Raw genomic sequence first — 19152 nt, forward strand, 5'->3', positions numbered from 1 at the left:
TAGGGGCATTGATTACGTCAAAGGAAATACGCAAGAGTTTTTTGGATTTTTTTAAAAAACATGGACATACAGTGGTGCCATCATCGTCGCTGGTTCCAGTAGATGATCCAACGCTTTTGTTTACAAATGCAGGCATGGTGCAGTTTAAAAAGGTCTTTTTAGGGCAGGAAAAACGGCCATACAAAAGAGCCACATCAGCTCAAAAATGTTTAAGGGTAGGTGGAAAACACAATGACTTGGAAAATGTTGGAAGAACCAGAAGACATCACACCTTTTTTGAGATGCTGGGAAACTTTTCCTTTGGAGACTATTTTAAAGAACAGGCAATCTGGTTTGCCTGGACTTTTCTAACTAAAGAGCTAGGGCTGCCTAAAGAAAGGCTGTATGTTACAGTATACAAAGACGACGATGAAGCAGCAAACCTATGGAAAAAAATAGCAGATATTCCAGATTCAAGGATATATAGACTGGGAGAAAAAGATAATTTCTGGGCAATGGGAGAAACTGGTCCATGTGGACCTTGTTCTGAAATATTGGTTGATCAAGGACAAGACATGGCCTGTGGCCCTAATTGTGAGATAGGGGTGTGTGATTGTGACAGATATCTTGAGGTGTGGAATTTGGTATTTATGCAATATAACAGGGATGAGGATGGAAATCTTACGCCCTTGCCAAAACCCAGCATAGATACAGGTATGGGACTTGAGCGAATAAGCGCAATTTGTCAGGGAGTACATTCAAATTTTGATACAGATCTATTCAAAGGACTTATAGAATTTACCTGTTCCCTGGCAAATGTCTCTTACGGTGAGAATGAAGATATTGACACAGCCCTGAGGGTCATATCAGACCATACAAGGGCAATCTCATTTATGGTGGCAGATGGTATTTTGCCGTCAAATGAAGGAAGAGGATATATCTTAAGGAGACTTATTAGGCGTGCTTTTAGATTTGGAAGATTTTTAAAACTAAATGATCCATTCCTGGCCAAGGTAGCTGAAAAATTGACCCATGAGATGGGAGATGTATATCCAGAAATTAAAGAACACTTAGATTTTACTAAAAAAGTAGTTACTTCTGAAGAAGAAAATTTTAGTAAGACCTTAGATAGAGGTCTTGGTCTACTTCAAGAGGAACTCAATAAATTAAAGGCTAAGGGAATTTCAAAAGTCCCTGGCTCTGTCGTGTTTAAACTTTATGATACTTATGGTTTTCCAATTGACATTGTGAGGGACATAGGAGAAAAACAGGGTTTTTTTGTGGATGAAGAGGGTTTTGAAAATTATATGAAGGAACAAAGAGAAAGGTCTAAGGCAAGCTGGGCAGGTGTTTCACAAAAAGACTTTGGCTCTCTTTTTGATGCAGTAATAGCTAAAGGAATATCATGTAATTTCACAGGCTATGAAAAATTAAAAGATATGGGCCAGGTGATATCTATTTTGTCTTTAGAAGGAGAAGAGAAAAATAGTTTAAATCAAAAGGAAGAAGGCTTTGTAATCTTTGATAAAACTCCATTTTATGGAGAGTCTGGAGGACAGGTGGGTGATAGGGGAAAAATTTTAGGTGATGGATTTGAGGCAGAAGTTGTAGATACGTTAAAACCTACTCAGGATATAATTGTACATAAGGTTTTAGTTAAAAAGGGAAAGATTTCAGTATCAGATTCTGCAGAACTCATAGTAAATAGTGAGCTTAGAAAAGCAACTGCCAGAAATCACACATGTACCCACCTTTTGCACGCTGCTTTGAGGTCAGTTTTAGGAGAGCATGTAAAGCAGTCTGGTTCATATGTTGCTCCAGATAGATTGCGCTTTGATTTTTCTCATATTAAGGCTCTGACTAGAGAAGAGATTTCAAAGATAGAAGAACTGGTAAATAAATGGATTATGGATAATAGAGAGGTAGTTGTTAATATCATGCCCTATGATGAAGCAAAGAAAATAGGAGCCATTGGTCTTTTTGAAGAAAAGTACGGGGCAAATGTAAGGGTAGTGGAAGTTGAAGGGGTTTCCAAAGAGCTCTGTGGAGGTACTCATCTAAATGCTACTGGAGAGGCTGGAAGTTTTTACATTGTCCATGAAACATCTGTTGCAGCAGGTATTAGGAGGATAGAAGCAGTAGTAGGTACAAATGCACTTTTATATGTAAAAAATTTAAGGGATATATTGGGATTCCTTTCAGAATCATTAAAGGCCCCTTACGATAAATTAAAGGACAAGGTAATTGGTCTCCAAGAGGAGATAAAAAAACTTACAAAACAAAAGGAAGAATTAGCCAAAAAAACTTTATTTGCAGGAAGTGGTGATATCTTAGATGAAGTAGAACAGGTTAATGGAATTAATGTCCTTATCAAGGAGCTAGATATATCTGATGTTAAAACCATGAGAAATATTATGGATGGCATAAGAGATAGACTCAAATCAGGTATAGCGCTCCTATGTTCAAAGGATGGAAAAAAGGTTACTTTGTTACTATATGTGAGCAGGGATCTCCATGATAGATTCACAGCAAAGAATCTTATTAAGGAAATAGCAAAGGAAGTAAAAGGTGGAGGAGGGGGAAGAGAGGACCTTGCACAGGCTGGCGGAAGTTTTCCAGAAGGTTTTGAAAATGCCAAGGCTAAACTCAAAAAATTGATAGGATAGATAAGTTTAAGTGAAGGAACAAAAGTGTATGAGAAATTTTGTGGGAATTAAATTCAGGGACTATGGTCAGGTCTATTTTTTTGTAAACGACCATTTTGAACTTAAAAAAGGTGACAAGGTAGTTGTATCAACTGAAGAAGGTGTTGGACTAGGTGTTGTATGTGTTGTATCAAATAAGCCTCCTAAAAATATTGATTTATCTGAAATAAAGCCAATTGATAGATTAGCCACAAAAGATGACCTGGTTAAAGAACAGGAAAATAAGATTTTAAGCAAAGAGGCCTTTGATTTTTGTAAAAGAAATATAGAAAAGCTTGGTCTTGAGATGAAATTAGTGGATGTAGAGGTGAGGTTTGATAGGAGCAAGATTATATTTTATTTTACAGCGCCTACAAGGGTTGATTTTAGGGAACTAGTTAAGATTTTGGTGAGAAAATATCATACCAGGATTGAACTTAGACAAATTGGTGTAAGACATGAGGCACAGATGGTAGGGGGGGTTGGCACCTGTGGTAGAATTTGTTGTTGTAGATTGTTTTTAAAAAAATTTGAACCAGTTACCATCAAAATGGCCAAGGAACAACAGCTTTTTTTAAATCCTTCAAAGATTTCCGGTACCTGCGGTCGTCTTTTGTGTTGTCTGAATTTTGAAAGGGAACTCTATACTGATTTTCAAAAAAAGGCTCCAAAAATAGGTAGAAAATATGACACTCGGCTGGGGGAAGTGAAAATCCTCAGGGCCAATATATTCAGGGATTCATTAATTGTGGATACAGGCGCAGGTGTTGAAAGAGAAATTTCTTTAACTGAATGGTTTGAGATTACTGAAGGAAAAGGGGACCTTTCCCATTATAAATATCTTTTTGCACCAAGGAGCAGTAGTGATGTAAAAATATCTTCAATTAGTCTGTCACAGAGTTTTTCCTATGGAGATATTGAAGAGTTTAAAAAATTATCAGAAGAGGAGGATTACAACTTTTCAATTGAAGAGATTAATGGAATAAGGGGTAAGAAAAGAGAGCAGGGTCAAAAATATAAAGAAAAGAAGGGACAAAAAAGGTAAATCAGGGGGATATAGAAGTGAAAAAGACATTTTATGTGACAACTCCAATATATTATGTAAATGCTAAGCCACATCTTGGACATGCTTATACTACAATTTTTGCTGACACAATTTGTAGATTCCATAAACTCATGGGAGAAGAGACCTTTTTTTTAACAGGCACTGATGAACATGGCGACAAAATAGTTCAGGCAGCAGAAAGTCAAGGCAAAAATCCTCAAGAATATGTGGATGAGATAAGTAGTTTATTTAAAAATCTTTGGCCTAAACTTGATATTGAGAATGACAAATTTATCAGAACCACGGACCCCTATCACAAAGAGTGCGTACAAAGGTTTCTGCAAATAGTATATGATAAAGGGGATATATATTTTGGAGAATATGGTGGTTATTATTGTTTTGGATGCGAGAGGTTTTATACAGAAAAAGAACTTGTGGATGGAATGTGTCCAGATCACAAAAAGCCCCCTACTTACATCCATGAAGAAAACTATTTCTTTAAAATGAGTAAATATCAGGATTGGTTAAGAGAATATATCAATAATAATCCAGACTTTATTCAGCCTGAAGCATACAGGAAAGAAGTTTTATCCATGTTAAAAGAACCGATTGGTGATCTATGTATTTCAAGGCCTAAAAAGAGACTCACATGGGGCATAGAAATGCCCTTTGACAAAAATTTTGTAACCTATGTGTGGTTCGATGCATTAATTAATTATTTAAGCGCAATTGGCTGGCCAGATTCAGAAGAATTTAAAAAGTTTTGGCCTGCGTATCATATAATTGCAAAAGATATCTTAAAACCACATGCGATTTTTTGGCCAACAATGTTAAAATCTGCTGGCCTTGAAATTTATAAAGGACTAAGAGTCCATGGTTACTGGAAAGTAGATGAGACAAAGATGTCAAAAAGCCTTGGAAATGTTGTAGATCCGCTCTCTCTAAAAGATAAATATGGAGTAGATGGGTTTAGATATTTTCTTATGAGGGAGATGCATTTTGGTCATGATGGAAATTTTTCTGAAAAAAATATGATTGAAAGGTTTAATGCAGATCTTGCAAATGATATAGGAAATCTATTTAATAGAACCCTATCCATGATTAATAAATATTTTAAAGGTAAATTGAAATCCCAGATAAATATTGAAGATATTGATAGAGAACTAATCCTCACTGGAAAAAGGTCTTTAAATGACTATATAACATCTTTTGAATCATTTAATAGTGCTGAAGGATTGGAAAACTTAATGGTGTTTGTGAGAGCAGTAAATAAATACATAGATAGTGTTGCACCCTGGACCCTTTTTAAAAATAAAGATTTTGATAGACTGAACACAGTATTGTGGGTTGTGTTAATTTGTCTCAGAAAAATAGCCCTGGCACTTTGGCCTGTTATGCCATCTAGCAGTGAAAAGATGTTAAATGCTATTGGGCTTTCTTTAGATGTTAAAAATTTTGATTTTAAGAAGGAAGTTGAAGATTTTAATACATGGGAAATTCCAGATAACCTGCCAAAAAATTTAAACCTTTTTCCACGAAAAGAAATATTTAAAGAAGAGACTCAAAAAAAAGAAGCTCAAGGCTCAAAAAATAAGGAGTTGGAGAATTATATTGATTTTGATGTTTTTCAAAAAGTGGATTTAAGGGTTGGAAGGGTTGTGGATGCGGCAAAACATCCAAATGCAGATAAGCTTTTGTGTCTTAAAGTAGATCTTGGAGAGCAAAAACCTAGGTCAGTGGTTGCAGGGATAGCTAAATATTATAAACCTGATGAACTCATTGGGAAAAACGTTGTAATGGTGGCCAACTTAAAGCCCAGAAAATTAAGAGGAGAGATTTCAGAGGGCATGGTGTTGGCTGTGCACAAAAAAGATGGTTTGCAAGTGTTAGCTATTAATGGAGAAATTGATCCTGGGAGTAAGATCAGCTAATGAGACAGAGGACTGAGAGACGAATTAAAAAAATAATCTCTGTGTTATCAAAGAGGCAGAAGGACCTTACCCTTATAATTGATAATATACACGATCCCCATAATGTATCTGCAATACTCAGAAGTTGTGATGCCTTTGGGGTCCATAAAATACATCTTTACTACACAACTGAACAATTTCCTGAGCTTGGTAAAAAGAGTTCTGCCTCAGCAAGAAAATGGGTGGAGAGGGAAAAACATACAGATGCAAAAAACATGATAGAATCATTAATCCGAGAGGGGTTTAGAATTATCAGAACAGGATTTAGTGAAAAGGCAAAATCCATTTTGGAATATGATTTAACTCAACCTGTTGCAATAATCCTTGGAAATGAACATAGAGGGCTCAGTCCAGAGCTGATAGAGTTAGTTGATGATGAACTGTATATCCCAATGCAGGGGATGGTGGAGAGTTTAAATGTTTCAGTTGCAGCAGCAATCATTTTATATGAAAGCTGGAGACAAAGATGGGTTAAGGGCATGTATGATAGGCCTTCCTTTGATGATAAAACCCTCTCCAAATTAATAGAAATTTGGCTTAATAAGTGAGGATAAAGTTATGTCAGGAAATACTTTTGGCAGGGTTTTTAGATTAACTACCTTTGGGGAATCTCATGGAATCGGGCTTGGTGGTGTGATAGATGGTTGTCCACCAGGCATTAAGCTGAGTGAAGAGGATATACAAAAAGAGCTTGAAAAAAGGCGGCCAGGTAAAAATATAGGGAGTACTGCTCGTTCAGAAAAGGATAAAGTGCAGCTTTTATCTGGAATATTTGAAGGATACACCACAGGTACTCCCATTGGTTTTTTTATTAAAAATGAAGACCAGAGGCCAAAGGATTATTCCCATATAAAAGATATATTCAGACCTGGACATGCAGATTTTACCTATGAGGCAAAATATGGGATTAGAGATTATAGGGGAGGTGGTAGGTCCTCTGGAAGAGAGACTGTATCTAGAGTGGTTGGTGGTGCAATTGCTCAAAAATTTTTAAAGACAAAAGGGATTGATTTTTTTGCATACACAAAAGAATTAGGGGGCATTGCAGCTGAAGTGATATCCCCCAAAACAGCAGAAGAACTTCCTTTTTTTGCCCCTGACCCATCAGTTGTGGAATTATGGAAAGAACGGATAGAGGAGATTAAAAAACAAGGGGATTCAATTGGTGGTATTGTAGAAGTCCAGGTATCAGGGGTCCCGCCAGGACTGGGTGAGCCAGTATTTGATAAACTGGATGCAAGACTTGCCTACGCAGTTATGAGTGTTGGGGCAGTTAAGGCAGTTGAGATAGGAGCAGGCATTGAAGCAGCACACCTAACAGGTAGCCAGAATAATGATTATTTTACAAAAGATGGTTTTACATCCAATAATGCAGGTGGTATTTTAGGAGGCATCTCCAGTGGCCAGATAATAATAGTTAGGGCAGCTGTAAAACCAATTCCTTCTATTTCTATTCCGCAAAAGACCATAAACAAAAGAGGCCAGGAGGTCTCTCTTCAAATAAAGGGAAGACACGATGTGTCTGCTATCCCAAGAATAGTTCCAGTCATAAAGGCCATGGTAGCACTCACAATTGCTGATATGTATCTTTTGCAGTTTGGTTATGAAAGGGCCAGCATAGAAATGGGCGATTAACCAACCTGACATGGATATCAATATAAAATCACCTTATAAAACAATTTTGTCCTTGGCCTGGCCACAACTTCTTATGATGTTTTTTCATTTCTGGATAGGCTTTCTGGATGTATATGTGGCCGGCCTAATAGATAAATCTGTTCAAGCAGCACTTGGAATAGTTACTCAGATTTTATTTTTTCTTTTAATTGTAGCTATTTCCTTTGCAAATGGAGCTGTTTCAACTATTAGCCAATCAATTGGTGCAAATAGAGAGATTAGGGCAAAGAGATATGCAAGTCTCTCTATAATTATTGCAATATTTTCTGGTGTTATTTTGTGTTTTTTTGGATTTTTATTTAGAGATAAACTCACCTTACTCCTTGGTACACCAAAAGAAATATTTTATATATGTAGATATTTTTTAAAGGTATATGCCTTGCTTATTCCAGTATATTATTTGTTTATTGTTTCTAATGCCATATTCAGGGCAAGGAAAAATGTGTATGTGCCTTTAATTAGTATAATGATTGTGACTGTTTTAAATGGAATACTAAATTTTTCTCTTTGTTTTGGTTATTTCAACTTTCCAAAAATGGGTTTTAAAGGTCTTCCATGGGCAACCTTTATATCGGTCTCTGCGGGCTTTTTCCTAAATCTCATAGTCCTTTTAAGGGATAGATGGATTTCAAAAAAATTTATTCCGCCTTTTAAATGGATAAAAAAATTTTTCCCATATTTATGGAAGGTGAGTTGGCCAATTGGATTAAATCAATTGTTATGGCATTTTGCATACGTTATCTTGTTCTCCATAACTGCAACATTACCAAATAAAAATCTCATTGCACTTGCAGCTTTTACTGCTGGTGTTAGAATTGAATCGCTTTTATTTTTACCTGCATTTGCTTTTAACATGACTGCATCGATCCTGGTGGGACATTTTCTTGGACAAGGAGATTTTAAAGAGGCAAAGGAAGTTTCAAGAAAGATCTGGATGTTGGGACTTACATCCATCACATTTATGAGCATAATATTATGGTTTTTTATACATCCTGTATCTGCTATATTAAGTGATGATATAGGTGTTCAAATTGAAGTGGTAAATTATTTAAAATATAATATTATGGCCATCCCTTTTACTGTAACTACAATGATCTTTGGTGGTACCTTTATTGGTGCAGGGGCTACTAAACTAAATATGATATGTGTTGGTGGGTCAGTCTGGATTATCAGGGTGCCCCTTGCCTATCTCTTAGGGCATATAATTTTAAAAGAGCCAACAGGTATCTGGATATCCATGTTTTTTTCTCAGGTAGTACAAGCAATATTTATGACAGGTCTGTTTTTTAAAAATCAGCAATTCTCGGTGAGTTTGTGGAGTTAGTATTTAAGGGGTAATACAAGAAAAATGATATTTATTTTTCGCAAAGTATGGGGAAAAGGAGGATATTGAAGGTTTGGGGAAAAATTGTATTAATGTTTAAATAATTCCTTGTAATTATTATACAAAGAAGTTATAGTAGAAAAAAAATTAAGAGAGAGGAATTATTTTATGCATATAAAAAAACATTTAAGTTTTACAGCATTAAGGGAAAAATTGTCTAGTCGGGTGTTAGAGATAGAAGATAAGCGTGATCAAAGTAAGGTGAAACATAGTCTCCATGATTGTTTTATGAGTGGTTTTGCCATGATGTTTTTTCAGGATCCTTCTTTATTATCTTTTCAACGCAGGATGAAAGAGAAGCAAAATAGGAGTAATTTAGAAACAGTTTTTAAAGTAAAATCAATTCCTAAGGATAGCCAGATTAGGGAAGTTTTAGATAATAGTGATATTGATAAGTTAGAGGAAGTATTTTTAGATTATTTTAAGGCATTGCAACGAGGTAAACATTTGGAGAATTATCGATTTTGGGGAGGGAAGTATTTGATTACATTAGATGGGTCAGAGTATTTTAGTTCAGAAAAGATATGCTGTCCTGGGTGTCTTGTAAAGAGATCTAAGAGAGGTAAAGTTCGTTATTACCATCAGATTTTACAAGCAGCTTTAGTGCATCCAGACCATAGACAGGTAATTGTTTTAGCACCTGAACAAGTAAGGAATACAGATGGAACAGAGAAGCAGGATTGTGAAATAAATGCAGGGAAAAGGATATTAAATAAGATTAGACGAGCTCATCCGAAATTAGGGATTATAATAGTGGGAGATAGTCTTTATTCAAAACAGCCATTTATTCAAGAACTAAAAGATAAAAATATGAGTTATATTCTAGTAGCCAAGCCTAAGGATCATAAGTTGATGATGGAGTGGGTATCAGAACAAAAGAGAATGGGGAATGTATCGAGAATGGAATATAAGGATAAGAAAGGCCGTAAACATGTATATGAATGGATAAATGAAGTACCATTAAATGGATATGATGATACAATTTGGGTAAATTATTTTGAATATAAGATTATAGGAGAAGAGAAAGTTAATTATCGCAATAGTTGGATAACAGATATAACCCTTAGTAGAGATAATATAGAACATTTAGTAAGGGGTGGAAGATCTAGATGGAAGATAGAGAATGAGACGTTTAATACATTAAAGAATCAAGGTTATCACTTAGAACATAATTTTGGTCATGGTAAGAAGAATTTGTCAATAATTTTTTTTCTTTTAAATTTATTAGCATTTTTTGTACATCAGATATTAGAATTAACGGACCTATTATATCAGAAATGTCGAGCGAAATTTAGTTCTCGGAAAGAATACTGGAATCATTTGCGAGTGACATTTCGGATTTTGTTATTTGAGAGTTGGGAGGAATATCTGAAGTTTTTTTACTCTCCTCCATAGTAAAAAGTGTTTTGAGAGAATATTTTTTGAATTTATGGAAATAAGTTTGAGGGAGTAGTGCGTCCAAAAAGAGATTATAAGAGGATATTTTACCGAAGAGAAGTGGTATTTTATATCAAATTTTCTTAAATTTTTAATAGAGGGTAGTTTTTTGAATCTGAAAGAAGGAGATAAAACATCTAAAATGATCTAATTTGTCCCTCACCGAGAATTGCTGTTTAAAAATATATGGAGTGGATATTCAATGAAAAAAGAAATATCTTATGGTAAAATTTAGAGAGACAAAAATAGAAAATAAACATAACTTCATAAATATCTATAATAAATATCTTTATAAGCTTTTAAATTGAACTTGATTGGTTTTAGAAGGCGATTATTGTTAAAATGCTATACCAATTTTCTAAACTTCGACGCCAATTCCTTTACACCACCGTCAATATTACGGCTGTTGAATCACTTAAAGCTCGTGCCATTACTGCATTACAACGACTTACCACACCTGAGAAAAAGATTGTGCGGGTACGTGTATCTTCTATTCTGGGCAATATCCTGGAAACACCGGAGGACTTAGAAGAAGGTATTAAACGACTTAAGGAAGAACTGAATAAGCTCTTAGCGAAAGGCGTAAGGGTTGTTTTGGAGTAAAGTAATCAGTCTTAAATTTGACAGTCTTTTTAAAATAGGTTATCTTACGAGAGATTGAAAATTTAGGAGGCTTTGCCTCCAAAGGAGGAGATAATATGCGGCCAATTTCGTCTCCAGCCACTTTCAAAGACAGTTATATCGCCGAGGTTAAAGAAGAACTTGCTAAGGAAGGAATACAAATTTTCAGGGTGAGGAGATCTGTTACCGACAAGAGATCAAGGAAACTTAGGGCTCCAAAGCACATCAAACTTGTCCTTCGTGAGGCTATTCTGGCTCTCCTAAAAGAGAAAAAAACTCCTACTTATAAAGAAATCAAACAAAAAGCTCTTGAAATATATAAAGAAAAGAAACAACAAGAAGAATCTCTAATAGATAAATATTATGGTTTATGGAAAATTGAAGACGAAAAATTGATACATGAAATTGCTTTAAATGAAGAGATTTATTATGAGTCTTAATCTCAAACAATTTTATGGCCGAAAGATTCTGGTAGATAGTAATGCCTTTATCTATTTCCTCACCGGTCAAAGTCTTCTAGTCAAAGAAATTTTCCGCGCCTCCGTAAAAGGAAACCTCAAGCTTCTTATTACCGTAAGAATTCTTGATGAAGTCCTTTTTAAAATGTGCCTTTTATTGGCCAAGAACCGATATGGATTTACCAAAGATACATTAAAGAAGTTCAAAAGAAAGCCACACTTAATAATGGAATTAGCCGAAGATTGTCAAAAAATTATCAAAATGTGCGAAGATTTTAAGTTTTCAATATTAGACTTTACCTTCAAAGATTTACAGAAATTACCTAAAATAATGCACGATTACGGGCTAATAGGTAACGATGCTTTAATTGTAGGTCTAATGCAAAAGATGAATTTAAAATATCTTCTTTCGGCCGACAAAGATTTTGATGCCGTTCCATGGATTAAGAGGATAAACCCTTTGAAAGAAGAGGATGCCTGATGACTCCCAACCTCACCGATGCCATAAAAAAAATGACACTTACAGCCAGGGATTTGCTTACCCGGGAGGCAAGTGAACAACAGGAAGGCATTTATGGTTTTTTAAGGGATGGGACTCTAATTTTGTTCTAATAAAAGAACCAGATGAGGAAATTCGCAACAGTGTTGGACTATATTTTCGCCTGGTAAAGGAAAAAGACGGAGAGGCCAAGAGAAGGGCCTTTGAGAAGGCACTTGAGGAATTAAGGGAAATTATGAAGAATAAATGAGGTGTCAAAATGAATATTCAATCAATAAGACTCAAAAATTTTATGCTGTTTGAAGATCTTGCATTTCAGCCTGCAAGAATCAACCTTTTTATCGGAGCAAATGATACCGGAAAAACAATTATACTTAAACTAATTTACGCTGTAATGAGAGCCTATCAGGAATTTAAAGAAAAAGAAAAAAAGAATTTTGCAGATATTTTATCTAATAAAATCCTGTGGACCTTTATGCCTAATAGCTTGGGAAACCTTGTCAAAAAAGGAAATGAAAAGACTGAAGTGTTTTTTGATACAAGTTTGTTTAAGCTTCGGTTTTCTTTTACAAGAAAAGCAAAGGCTGAAATAAAAGATTTACAAATAGAAGAATATCAATTTTACACCTACAATACTCTTTTTATTCCACCTAAGGAAATAATTCCTATAATTGAAGCAATCCGTGTGGGGAGAGAGGAAAAAGAAAAATACTGGTTTGATGATACATACTACACTCTTGTGCAAGCCATTTCTTCTTCTCCATCTCGTGGTAAATTAAACAAAATATCCGCAGAAATGCTAAAAGTCATCAAGGGAGTAATACATTGTGATATAAAAAAGAAAGGTGAAACTTTTTACCTAAAAAGGGACAGAAATTTATACGAAATTAACCTTGTCGCAGAAGGTTTAAGAAAAATAGGCATGATAGAATGGTTGATAAGAAATAGGAGCCTTGAAGCAAGCACTTTGTTAATTATGGATGAGCCTGAATCTGGATTAAATCCGGCTTCTATAGTAACACTTGCTGAAGTTATTTACAAGCTGTCTCAAAATGTGTTTAGAAGTGTGTTTGGAGGTCATGTGTTTGTTGCTACGCATAATTTTTTCTTTCTTAAAAAAACTCATATTCTCGCCAAAAAAGATGGCAATAAAGACGCAAAAATATTTGCTTTAGAAAACAAAGACGGCAAAATCATTAAAATAGAAGCCTTACTTAAAGAGCAAATTCCTACAAACAAAATTTTAGAAGTTGCTATGGATTTATACAGTGAAGAAGTAAAAGCCGTAGTGGAGGATATACTGAAATGAGACTTGAAGAAAAAGGAGTAGCGTTGAATATCCCAGATAATTTGAAATGGGAAAAAATAGATGAAATGGGGTTTTACAGAAATATTAGCCACCTTGGGCTTAAGGCTGTTGATTTTGTTTTTTATGGACGGGAAAGGTTGGTTTTTCTTGAAATCAAAAATTTTAAGCCCAATTTAGAAGATATTAGAGATGAAAATCTGCGAAAAGAAAAAAGAAGGGAAATAATAAAAGGATTTAGCCCAGAAAAAATTAACATTCAACTGGCTAACAAATTGGTTTCTTCTATTTATATCATATTCGGCAAAAAGCTAAGAAAACCCAAGAAAATTATATTTTGTGCCCTTCTTATTTTGCCACAAGACTTGGAATGCTACCAGCCTTTTATCAATACCAGTTTGGGTAACCTGAAGACAGAGGATGAAAATCTTTTGAAGGTTAGTGTTTTAGTTTTGAATAATGTTGAGCTGGTTGAAAGGAGAATAATAAATAGTTTACTTTTGCCTGATAAAGGAAAAAGACGACGAGGTTAAATGGCAAGTTTTTGAGATAGCTTAAGGAAGATATCAGTTAACTGAGTGTTGTATTGGATCACGCTGGGCTTGAAGCGGTGTTTGAAGTTGCAAAAATTCATATTTAGCCGTATAATATACAAAAATATATCCGTCTAGGAAAAAGACCATGAATACCAAATTGACCTTACGTTTAGATGAAGATTTAATCAAAAAGGCTAAAACTTATGCGGCTAAAAGAGGAAAGTCGGTTTCTAGTTTAGTAGCTAATTATTTTTCTTTGCTTCAGGTAGAGAGAGAAAAAAAAGAAGAATTACCTCCTAAGCTAGCTTCTTTGAAGGGGATATTGAAAGATAAGAAAGTTAATGAAGATGATTACAAGAAGTATCTTGAATCAAAATACTTATGAGAATTCTTTTTGACACCAATGTAATTCTTGATGTTCTGCTTGAGCGAGAACCTTTTGTTAAGGATGCCCTTTATCTTCTGGCTAAGGTAGAACGTTCCGAAATAAACGGCTTTATCTGTGCGACTACCGTTACTACCATCTACTATTTAGTAAATAAAGCCCTGGGACAAAAGGAAGCTACTCGCCATATTAGAACCTTGCTTTCCATATTTGAGATTGCGCCTGTAAACCGGGCTGTCATTGAAGAAGCACTAAATTTAAAATTTTCTGATTTTGAAGATGCGGTGTTGTATGTATCAGCTTTAACAGTAGGGGTAGATTGCATAGTTACCAGAAACTGCTCTGATTTTAAAAGACCTAAAATACCTGTTTATGCTCCAGATGAACTGGTAAAAGTGATAGAAAGTATTAAAACATAGAGAAAATGTCATGAACAAAAAACACAATTGCGTCCCTAATGTTTACCTTTATCGGCAGAGGGATTTCGACGCCATTCCCGGAAGTCCGTTGGTGTATTGGATTATGCCGGGCGGTGAATGTCAGTAAAGATGTCACCAAAAGTTATTTTATTTTTTCCCATCAAGCAACCTTTTTAAGATGTTGTTTAGTTCCTGGATTGAGATCAACACTTAAAATAGGATCCCAATTCCGGATGTTTCCAGACCACCGCTCTGGATGTTTAGAACGGGCTTTTTTGTATACCTCTTTACGCTTGGCTAAAATCTCAATATCCAAGCCTAAGTGTCTCTGCTCAGGCGTAACAAACTTAATTTTGCTGTGATAATGTTTAAAATTATACCAATTAACAAATTCAAGACACCAATTCCTGGCTTCTTCCAGACTAGAAAATCTACATGGATACTCAGGACAATATTTTACTGTTTTAAAAAGGGACTCTATGTATGGATTATCATCACTAACATGAGGGCGACTAAAAGATGGCACTATCCCTAAATTCTGCATAGTAGCTAACATGCTTGAGCCTTTCATAGGCTTACCATTGTCTGAATGAATCACAAGCCCTTGTCCTGTAATATTTTCACAAAGCAAAGCTCTATTTAGTACTTTTGTTGCCAAGTCACTTTTTTGTTCTGAATATACCTCCCATCCTACTATCTTACGGCTATAAATATCTATGTACATGTATAAATAAAAAAACATGCCTTGGATTAATGTAGGAAGATAAGTGATATCCCAACTCCAAATCTGATTCGGCCCTGAAGCTCTATAATGTTTAGGTTTGGAATATGTCTTGGGTTTAGACCTTTGCCTGTGTGTCAATTGACCTGCTTCTCTGAGTACACGGTAAAAAGTACTTTCTGATGCAATATATTGCCCTCTGTCAGCTAACATGGGTACAATCTTATTGGGGGATAACTCTTTGAAGGTCTCTGAATTACAAATAGATAAGATCTTTTTTCTTTCTTGCTCAGACAACTTGTTAGCTGGCTTCCTGGGGACATCTTTTCTCTTATCTTCCAAAGTCCCTGCACTCTTCCATCGTTGGTAAGTCCTTATTGAAATCCCAATAAGATCACATGCTTTTTTCAAACTACACCCCTCTTTTTTGGCTTGTGTTATAGCTTTGTAAGCATATTCTTTTTGTTGTAACTCTATCTTTCGTCCTCTTGCTCCTCCAAGAAATTTTCCCATTTTTTTTTAAGCACCAATAAAGCCGTTGTCTCTGCTATAGTCTTGTCCTTTCGCCGTATTTCCCTTTCTAACTTGCAAATCTTCTGTTTTAATCTTTTCTCTTTTTTCTTGAATTCCTTATTAGAACGGTTATCAATATTTTCCAGACAGGCCTGTTTCCATTTCTCCAATGTACTCGGATATATGCCTTTTTCCCTACAAAACCTGGACACCTCAATCTCACTCATTGAGGCACATTGAAAAAGTAAATTAAGTTTTTCTTCAGCTGAAAATTTTTTATTCATTGTTTTTCCTTTTTGAGCGTTAATTTTCCATGTCATCACTGTACTATAGGGGATATTATTCTCTCTTGCAATAGCAGCAACTGTTTTTGAAGTGGTTAAAATTTGCTTAAGCACACTTTCTTTAACATCTTCAGGATAAAACATAATAAAAGACTCCTTTTCGCCCAGGTTAAAATTTTCCCTTCCCCCTAGGGGGAAGGATGATAAGATAGGAGCTCAAGAAAAGAACCCCCTTTCTTATCTCACTAAGGCGACATCTTTCCTGAGACATTGGGCGGGCCTAAGGCTGATGTTAAGAAATGGAGGTATAAAAAATGAAAAGGAAAATTTTAAAAAACAAGCCTCTTGTGGAAGCAATATTTGAAATAAGATGGGAACTCCAAGAGCCGGCACCAGGGATGAAGATTGACCCACATTATAAAATTCTGATCGGAAGAATATACGATAGAGTAAAAGACGAATATCCGTTCCACGAACAATTGCCTACTGCAACTATGCCGGACGAAATAGCAGGATATATTGTCCAGCACCGCTTCAGGAAAGATAAATGGCCTCTCATTCAAGTAGGACCTGGAATTCTTACTCTAAATGATACCGAGGGATATATATGGGAAGATTTTAAGAGAAGAATACATCATATATTACATGTGCTTCTTGAGGCATGTCCAGATGCAGAACGTAATTTAAAGATTAACTCATTATTGCTAAGATATATTGATGCTGTTGACTTTAATTATGAAGAAGATAATATTTTTTCATTTTTAGCTGAAAATTTGAAGGTAAATATAACTATATACGAAAAACTTTTTGAAGAGACAGGAGTTAGTAATTCACCATTAGGTTTTGATTTAAGATTTTCTTTTCCTGCTACAAGACCAAAAGGAGCAGTACATTTAAGATTTGCTCGGGAAAAAATTAAAAATATTGATGCCTTAATATGGGAAACTCATGTTCAATCAATTGACAATGATGCTCCTAAGGACCTAGAAGATATTAAAAAATGGGTTGGTGAAGCTCATAATTTAACAGATGATTGTTTTTTTTAAATGATAGAAGGAGAATTATTAAGGAGGTTTGAATAATGCAAAGGTTAACATTTCAAGAAGTCACAAATCGCTGTTACCCAGTTGGTGGATTTTATAGTCCAAGCACAAGCATGGAAGAAGAAATGTCAGAGGTTTTTGAATACATAATGTCTAATTTAGCTAAAATATCTTTCAGAAAGAAATTTTATCCTAATTTAGTCCCTTTATTAAGAATAGATTGGTCAACTGTTTGTCCAAATTTTGAGATTAAAAATGAAACTTTTGTTTCAGAAACTTTTGAAGATACCTTCTATGAAGAAATTGTAGAACATGATGTGGTTGTCTGTATGCCACTGAAGAAGAGATATACAGTGGAAATAAATATAAAGACAATTAGGAAGGGAGAACCAAAAATAGTTGAGCCTGAAGAAATCTTATAGGGTAAAAAAATGGAAAAGTATCCATGGTACGAAATAGTAAGATTTGATGAACCACTTTTGCAAGGTGATTTTATAGGTTCTTGTCCTGTCATTATTCCTCTTTCTCTGATAGCTATAGGGGAAGTAAAGGTAGATGTTATTGAATATGATGTAATAATTATGAGTCAATCATGTGATTTAGCCCATGGAAAACTTGATTTAGTCCTGGTTTGTCCTGTTTGGCCTTAAATGAATTTGAAAAAATAAATGATTTTTTCAAAAGTAAAAAAGGGAAGGAAGCACTAAGGCGAGGTAATGTTCCGGGATATCATTTATTGAATAAGTGTGAAATAGAAGGGTTTGAATCAGGCTATTTAGTTGTTGATTTTCGTAATGTTTATGGTGTTCCTTTTGATTTTATTGTAGAATTAGCTAAAAAAAGAGGTAAAAGGCTGCGTTTATTACCACCTTATAGAGAGCATTTGTCTCAGGCTTTTGCAAGATTTTTTATGAGGGCTAGATTACCTGTTGACATCCCTCCTTTTAAATAAAACTACATGGAAAGATGAAGTATGAAAAAGATCAATAAACATGGAAAAACATGGAAAAATGTGGAATTCCACAAAAATTTCACAAAAAAGTTTTGTGGATAACGCTTGAACAAAAAACACAATCCCATCCCGAATATTTATCTTTGTCAGCAGGGGAATAAAGCTTAGGTAAATTTTATGAATTATGAAGGATGGAGAGGAATAAATACAAAAATATAAACTGAATATAAAAGGTGGTCTTAACAATGGAAGAAAAAAGACCTTTATTACACAATGCTATTGCTTCTATTCAATTAGGGGTAGAAGATTATTTAAAATCTGAAGAAGATGAGAAAAGAGTATTGTCTGCAATTAGAAATATTTATGCAGGAGTTCTTTTGCTTTTTAAAGAAAAATTATCTTTATTGTCTCCTGAAAATTCAAATGAAGTTCTTATAAAGAAGGATTTTGACTTCAAATTGATTGAAGATAAGGTTTATGTAGTTGGGAAGGGAGAAAAGACTGTTAATTTTCACGATATCAAAAATTTTTTTAAAAAATTCAATATTAAAGTCAGTTGGAAACGATTAGAAAAAGTAAGACAAATAAGAAATAAAGTTGAGCATTATTATATTGACTCAAATGTTTTAATAAGAGAAGTAATTTGGGAATTGTTTCCTGTCATTAGAGATTTTCTTAAAGAACATTTAGGATATGAGCCTATAGAGATTTTAGGAAAGATGGCCTGGAAGACATTGTTAGAAGTAGAAGAAATATACAATAAAGAAAAAAATGAATGTATAAATGCATGGGATAAAGTTGATTTAGATGATTTATTGAAAGATATTTTTTTACAAGAATTAACGTGTCCCGAATGTTTTTCTTCATTGATTAAGCCTATTGGACAGATTGACGATATTTTAACTGCATCGTTTTTCTGTGTTTCATGTGGTTCAAAATTTCAAATTAATGAAGACGATATTGAAGAAATTCTGCAAAATTTTTATAGTTTTGAAATTTATTACTCAATGAAGAATGGAAGTGATTCTCCTGTTGAAACTTGTAGTGAATGCGGACGTAACGCTGTTTTGTTGATTGATGATGAAAATTGGCGTTGTACTATCTGTGGACAAGAATTTAATCAAAGATGTAGTAGATGTGGTTCTCTTTTTTATTCAAACGAATGGACACCTGAATGTTCTGATTGTATGAATTATTTTCTGTATAAAGATTAAAAAAAATTAATTGTTAAGTTAGCTAACT

At 34.6% G+C, this 19152-nt stretch carries 21 protein-coding genes; 19 read left to right on the forward strand and 2 right to left on the reverse strand.

The genetic code is table 11. From position 1 onward, the window contains the following. The first annotated feature begins 8 nt into the window (after positions 1-8). The 14 genes from alaS (at position 9) to ACYQ1E_RS04585 (ending at position 14397) form a co-directional block, all read left to right on the forward strand. The gene (gene alaS, locus ACYQ1E_RS04520) at positions 9-2645 is read left to right on the forward strand and encodes an alanine--tRNA ligase (protein WP_459875792.1); all 2637 of its coding nucleotides are present in this window, start codon (positions 9-11) and stop codon (positions 2643-2645) included. 28 nt (positions 2646-2673) lie between these two features. Then, positions 2674-3708: a PSP1 domain-containing protein gene (locus tag ACYQ1E_RS04525; protein WP_459875794.1), complete on the forward strand. Its 1035-nt coding sequence runs from the start codon at positions 2674-2676 to the stop codon at positions 3706-3708. Positions 3709-3725: 17 nt separating this feature from the next. Beyond that, positions 3726-5639, forward strand: a complete 1914-nt coding sequence (gene metG, locus ACYQ1E_RS04530; protein ID WP_459875797.1) for a methionine--tRNA ligase — start codon at positions 3726-3728, stop codon at positions 5637-5639. Beyond that, positions 5639-6226: a TrmH family RNA methyltransferase gene (locus ACYQ1E_RS04535; protein WP_459875800.1), complete on the forward strand. Its 588-nt coding sequence runs from the start codon at positions 5639-5641 to the stop codon at positions 6224-6226. Before metG ends, ACYQ1E_RS04535 begins: the two co-directional genes overlap by 1 nt. A gap of 10 nt (positions 6227-6236) precedes the next feature. Further along, positions 6237-7313 (forward strand): chorismate synthase, encoded by a 1077-nt coding sequence (gene aroC / locus ACYQ1E_RS04540; RefSeq protein WP_459875803.1) that lies wholly within the window; start codon positions 6237-6239, stop codon positions 7311-7313. 10 nt (positions 7314-7323) lie between these two features. Further along, a complete protein-coding gene (locus ACYQ1E_RS04545) occupies positions 7324-8676 on the forward strand; it encodes an MATE family efflux transporter (protein ID WP_459875807.1) in 1353 nt (450 codons plus the stop codon). A 168-nt stretch (positions 8677-8844) separates the two neighbouring features. Next, positions 8845-10131, forward strand: coding sequence for a transposase (locus ACYQ1E_RS04550; RefSeq protein ID WP_459875003.1), 1287 nt, complete (start codon positions 8845-8847; stop codon positions 10129-10131). 384 nt (positions 10132-10515) lie between these two features. Next, positions 10516-10776: a hypothetical protein gene (locus ACYQ1E_RS04555; protein ID WP_459875810.1), complete on the forward strand. Its 261-nt coding sequence runs from the start codon at positions 10516-10518 to the stop codon at positions 10774-10776. Between the two features lie 95 nt (positions 10777-10871). Beyond that, complete coding sequence (locus ACYQ1E_RS04560) at positions 10872-11234, forward strand: hypothetical protein (RefSeq protein WP_459875813.1); 363 nt, start codon at positions 10872-10874, stop codon at positions 11232-11234. Then, positions 11224-11733 carry a type II toxin-antitoxin system VapC family toxin gene (locus tag ACYQ1E_RS04565; RefSeq protein ID WP_459875815.1) on the forward strand — a complete coding sequence of 170 codons (510 nt, stop codon included), beginning with the start codon at positions 11224-11226 and terminating at the stop codon, positions 11731-11733. The genes ACYQ1E_RS04560 and ACYQ1E_RS04565 overlap by 11 nt, the downstream gene beginning before the upstream one ends. Positions 11734-12010: 277 nt before the next feature. Then, positions 12011-13060, forward strand: a complete 1050-nt coding sequence (locus tag ACYQ1E_RS04570; RefSeq protein ID WP_459875817.1) for an AAA family ATPase — start codon at positions 12011-12013, stop codon at positions 13058-13060. Then, positions 13057-13590 carry a hypothetical protein gene (locus tag ACYQ1E_RS04575; RefSeq protein ID WP_459875819.1) on the forward strand — a complete coding sequence of 178 codons (534 nt, stop codon included), beginning with the start codon at positions 13057-13059 and terminating at the stop codon, positions 13588-13590. The genes ACYQ1E_RS04570 and ACYQ1E_RS04575 overlap by 4 nt, the downstream gene beginning before the upstream one ends. A 148-nt stretch (positions 13591-13738) precedes the next feature. After that, positions 13739-13978 (forward strand): DUF6364 family protein, encoded by a 240-nt coding sequence (locus tag ACYQ1E_RS04580; protein ID WP_459875821.1) that lies wholly within the window; start codon positions 13739-13741, stop codon positions 13976-13978. Beyond that, complete coding sequence (locus ACYQ1E_RS04585) at positions 13975-14397, forward strand: type II toxin-antitoxin system VapC family toxin (protein WP_459875823.1); 423 nt, start codon at positions 13975-13977, stop codon at positions 14395-14397. Before ACYQ1E_RS04580 ends, ACYQ1E_RS04585 begins: the two co-directional genes overlap by 4 nt. Before the next feature lie 160 nt (positions 14398-14557). Here the strand turns inward: ACYQ1E_RS04585 and ACYQ1E_RS04590 are convergent, their stop codons facing one another. Continuing rightward, on the reverse strand, positions 14558-15631 hold the full coding sequence (locus tag ACYQ1E_RS04590; protein ID WP_459874751.1) for an IS3 family transposase: 1074 nt from the start codon (positions 15629-15631) through the stop codon (positions 14558-14560). Then, positions 15592-16059: a transposase gene (locus ACYQ1E_RS04595; protein ID WP_459874752.1), complete on the reverse strand. Its 468-nt coding sequence runs from the start codon at positions 16057-16059 to the stop codon at positions 15592-15594. The genes ACYQ1E_RS04590 and ACYQ1E_RS04595 overlap by 40 nt, the downstream gene beginning before the upstream one ends. Before the next feature lie 170 nt (positions 16060-16229). On the opposite strand from ACYQ1E_RS04595, the gene ACYQ1E_RS04600 reads away from it, so the two are divergent. The 5 genes from ACYQ1E_RS04600 (at position 16230) to ACYQ1E_RS04620 (ending at position 19124) form a co-directional block, all read left to right on the forward strand. Beyond that, positions 16230-16961, forward strand: a complete 732-nt coding sequence (locus ACYQ1E_RS04600) for a TIGR04255 family protein (RefSeq protein ID WP_459875826.1) — start codon at positions 16230-16232, stop codon at positions 16959-16961. A 35-nt stretch (positions 16962-16996) separates the two neighbouring features. After that, positions 16997-17380, forward strand: coding sequence for a hypothetical protein (locus tag ACYQ1E_RS04605; protein ID WP_459875828.1), 384 nt, complete (start codon positions 16997-16999; stop codon positions 17378-17380). Positions 17381-17389: 9 nt separating this feature from the next. Then, a complete protein-coding gene (locus tag ACYQ1E_RS04610; RefSeq protein ID WP_459875831.1) occupies positions 17390-17608 on the forward strand; it encodes a hypothetical protein in 219 nt (72 codons plus the stop codon). An 86-nt stretch (positions 17609-17694) separates the two neighbouring features. After that, entirely contained in the window at positions 17695-17910 is a 216-nt protein-coding gene (locus tag ACYQ1E_RS04615; protein ID WP_459875834.1) for a hypothetical protein, read from the forward strand. A gap of 245 nt (positions 17911-18155) precedes the next feature. Further along, positions 18156-19124: a hypothetical protein gene (locus ACYQ1E_RS04620; protein ID WP_459875837.1), complete on the forward strand. Its 969-nt coding sequence runs from the start codon at positions 18156-18158 to the stop codon at positions 19122-19124. Positions 19125-19152: the final 28 nt, after the last annotated feature.

The sequence above is a fragment of the Desulfothermus naphthae genome (genome assembly GCF_054657475.1).

Bases quoted from the DNA above. Each gene is read 5' to 3' on its own strand.
- ACYQ1E_RS04545 (WP_459875807.1), top strand. From the start codon at position 7,324: ATGGATATCAATATAAAATCACCTTATAAAACAATTTTGTCCTTGGCC.
- ACYQ1E_RS04595 (WP_459874752.1), bottom strand. From the start codon at position 16,059: ATGTTTTATCCTGAAGATGTTAAAGAAAGTGTGCTTAAGCAAATTTTA.
- aroC (WP_459875803.1), top strand. From the start codon at position 6,237: ATGTCAGGAAATACTTTTGGCAGGGTTTTTAGATTAACTACCTTTGGG.
- ACYQ1E_RS04620 (WP_459875837.1), top strand. From the start codon at position 18,156: ATGGAAGAAAAAAGACCTTTATTACACAATGCTATTGCTTCTATTCAA.
- ACYQ1E_RS04580 (WP_459875821.1), top strand. From the start codon at position 13,739: ATGAATACCAAATTGACCTTACGTTTAGATGAAGATTTAATCAAAAAG.
- ACYQ1E_RS04560 (WP_459875813.1), top strand. From the start codon at position 10,872: ATGCGGCCAATTTCGTCTCCAGCCACTTTCAAAGACAGTTATATCGCC.
- ACYQ1E_RS04535 (WP_459875800.1), top strand. From the start codon at position 5,639: ATGAGACAGAGGACTGAGAGACGAATTAAAAAAATAATCTCTGTGTTA.
- ACYQ1E_RS04600 (WP_459875826.1), top strand. From the start codon at position 16,230: ATGAAAAGGAAAATTTTAAAAAACAAGCCTCTTGTGGAAGCAATATTT.
- ACYQ1E_RS04555 (WP_459875810.1), top strand. From the start codon at position 10,516: ATGCTATACCAATTTTCTAAACTTCGACGCCAATTCCTTTACACCACC.
- ACYQ1E_RS04605 (WP_459875828.1), top strand. From the start codon at position 16,997: ATGCAAAGGTTAACATTTCAAGAAGTCACAAATCGCTGTTACCCAGTT.
- ACYQ1E_RS04570 (WP_459875817.1), top strand. From the start codon at position 12,011: ATGAATATTCAATCAATAAGACTCAAAAATTTTATGCTGTTTGAAGAT.
- ACYQ1E_RS04610 (WP_459875831.1), top strand. From the start codon at position 17,390: ATGGAAAAGTATCCATGGTACGAAATAGTAAGATTTGATGAACCACTT.
- ACYQ1E_RS04590 (WP_459874751.1), bottom strand. From the start codon at position 15,631: ATGGGAAAATTTCTTGGAGGAGCAAGAGGACGAAAGATAGAGTTACAA.
- ACYQ1E_RS04585 (WP_459875823.1), top strand. From the start codon at position 13,975: ATGAGAATTCTTTTTGACACCAATGTAATTCTTGATGTTCTGCTTGAG.
- ACYQ1E_RS04575 (WP_459875819.1), top strand. From the start codon at position 13,057: ATGAGACTTGAAGAAAAAGGAGTAGCGTTGAATATCCCAGATAATTTG.
- ACYQ1E_RS04565 (WP_459875815.1), top strand. From the start codon at position 11,224: ATGAGTCTTAATCTCAAACAATTTTATGGCCGAAAGATTCTGGTAGAT.
- ACYQ1E_RS04525 (WP_459875794.1), top strand. From the start codon at position 2,674: ATGAGAAATTTTGTGGGAATTAAATTCAGGGACTATGGTCAGGTCTAT.
- ACYQ1E_RS04550 (WP_459875003.1), top strand. From the start codon at position 8,845: ATGCATATAAAAAAACATTTAAGTTTTACAGCATTAAGGGAAAAATTG.